We start from the raw sequence: 2,192 nt of genomic DNA, 5'->3' as shown, positions 1-2,192 counted from the left end.
ATGGTACTATAATAATAAAAGAATTAAAGCAAAATTAAAAGGATTGAGTCCGGTTCAATTCAGACTTCAATCCTGTTGTGTAGCTTGAAAATTTTGTCTAACTTTTTGGGGTCAGTACATTTCGAGATGGTTTAATTATACGTGAGAAATATGATAATCAAGGAGACTGCGGAAGGAATTCTTCTTCAAAAATTCGATGATTTTGATTTGCGGCATACTTTTGACTGCGGGCAGTGCTTTCGGTTCCGTGAGGAAGAGAGCGGCGCGTTTTCCGGCGTAGCGTTTGGAACGATGGCGGTGTTTTCCAAAAGAGGGGATTCGGTTTTGATCGAAAACGTGACAAGGGAAGCGTTTGAGAAGGAGTGGAGCCGTTTTCTGGACTGCGGCAGAGATTATGCGCGGATCAAGCGGACACTGGGCTGTGAGCCGGTGATGAGGGAGGCGATCTGCCACGGCTACGGAATCCGAATACTCCAGCAGGATTTCTTTGAATGTCTGCTTTCCTTCATTCTTTCTCAGCAGAACAATATACCAAAAATCAAAAAGGCGGTGGAGGCTTTTGCGGAACGCTTTGGAACACGGCGGGAATATAAGGGGAGATACTATTATACCTTTCCAACTGCGGAACAAGTGAGAGATTTGAAGGCGGAGGATTTGTCTTTCCTGAAAATCGGATACCGGGATACTTATATTGTTGATGCAATCCGGAAGGTGAACGGGGGACTCGTTTCACGGGAAGAAATCCGCAGTCTGCCCTATGAGCAGGCGAAAAAAATACTGATGCAGATAAACGGTGTGGGGCAGAAGGTTGCGGACTGTGTTCTTTTGTTTTCCTGCGGACGGTTTGACGCTTTTCCGGTGGATACTTGGATGAAGAAAGCCATGCTGGCTTTGTACGGGGTGAAGGAAAAGGAGATTCCGGCTTATTCGGAAAAAAGATTCGGCGCGTACAGCGGATTCGCCCAGCAGTATCTTTTTTATTATGCCAGGGAGGCAAAAGCGGCGGGAAAGCTTTAACGGGAGAAAATACCCTGTGCGGAGGGGCATCTTTGAACATCTAAAATTTTCCTAGAAATAAAAAAATAAAAATTCAAAATAATAGTTGACAAAACAAAAATTTATGGTATAATATAAACGTATTAAAGATATGCGGATATGGCGGAATTGGCAGACGCGCTAGCTTCTGCTCGCGTCACATCGGTGAAAAGTTTCTACCTACAACTTAATATATGATTATATCTTGATTAATTCTTCTTTTTGTGTTAAACTATAGATGCGGTCAAGATTGATATGCGGATATGGCGGAATTGGCAGACGCGCATGGTTCAGGTCCATGTGAAAGCAATTTCATGGAGGTTCAAGTCCTCTTATCCGCACCACAATCCTGTATCGTATGATACAGGATTTTTTATGAAAGGCGGTGAATTTATGACTGTATATTCTGTTGATGAGCTTCGTATGATTGTTAGTGACATTGCCAAACAATACGGTGTTAAAAAGGTTGCATTGTTTGGATCTTACTCTACCGGCAAGCAGACATCTGAAAGCGACATTGATTTGCTTATTGACAAAGGTGATATTAAAGGCTTGTTTATGCTTAACAGCTTTATAAATTCACTTCAGGATAAGCTTGGTAAAGATGTTGATGTAATGACATATTCCTCGCTCAACCGCTCGCTTATTAAGGATTCTGTCAGAGATGAGGTGGTTCTCTATGAATACCAGAGATGAAATTGTACTTAAGAAAATCATACAATATTCTGATGAAATCAGTGCAACCATTTCACGCTTTAATCTGACCCATGAATCTTTCACAGAAGATTTTGTTGCACGCAATGCGATTTCAATGTGCATTCTTCAAATCGGTGAATTAGTCGGCAAATTGTCCGATAGGTTCAAGGTTGAGAACAATGCAATGCCTTGGCGTGAAATTAAAGCAATGCGGAATATCGCAGCACACAATTACGGTGAAATTGATATCGATATTCTTTGGGAAACCGCTACCTGTGACATCCCTGATTTAAAAGAATATTGTAAAAAGTTTATAGTTTAATATTAAAGGGCATCTGAGGAGAGTCTTTTACAAAGATTGTGTAAACCTCCAAACAGGTATATAATAAATACTGAGTTTGGAGGTTTTACTATGCCAAGAAGAAAAAGAACGCCGGAGGAAATCGCACGCAAAGCAAAAG

Annotated in this window: 4 protein-coding genes and 1 tRNA gene; all 5 read left to right on the top strand. The window is 41.2% G+C overall.

The genetic code is table 11. From position 1 onward, the window contains the following. On the top strand, nt 1-88 hold an 88-nt coding region (locus KQI32_RS13160), incomplete at its 5' end, for an IS3 family transposase (RefSeq protein ID WP_216425076.1). A 62-nt stretch (nt 89-150) separates the two neighbouring features. Further along, nucleotides 151-1,017, top strand: coding sequence for a DNA-3-methyladenine glycosylase (locus KQI32_RS13155; RefSeq protein ID WP_253291215.1), 867 nt, complete (start codon nt 151-153; stop codon nt 1,015-1,017). 275 nt (nt 1,018-1,292) lie between these two features. Further along, nucleotides 1,293-1,379: transfer RNA gene (locus KQI32_RS13150), tRNA-Leu, on the top strand. Nucleotides 1,380-1,410: 31 nt separating this feature from the next. Beyond that, complete coding sequence (locus KQI32_RS13145; protein ID WP_216426080.1) at nt 1,411-1,731, top strand: nucleotidyltransferase family protein; 321 nt, start codon at nt 1,411-1,413, stop codon at nt 1,729-1,731. Next, nucleotides 1,715-2,053 (top strand): DUF86 domain-containing protein, encoded by a 339-nt coding sequence (locus KQI32_RS13140; RefSeq protein ID WP_253291214.1) that lies wholly within the window; start codon nt 1,715-1,717, stop codon nt 2,051-2,053. Before KQI32_RS13145 ends, KQI32_RS13140 begins: the two co-directional genes overlap by 17 nt. The last annotated feature ends 139 nt before the right edge of the window (nt 2,054-2,192 follow it).

This window comes from Acetivibrio sp. MSJd-27, assembly GCF_018918095.1.
GTDB lineage: Bacteria > Bacillota > Clostridia > UMGS1840 > HGM11507 > HGM11507.
Note: the sequence above shows the minus strand (reverse complement) of the source record. Positions and strands in the feature narration are given on the sequence as shown.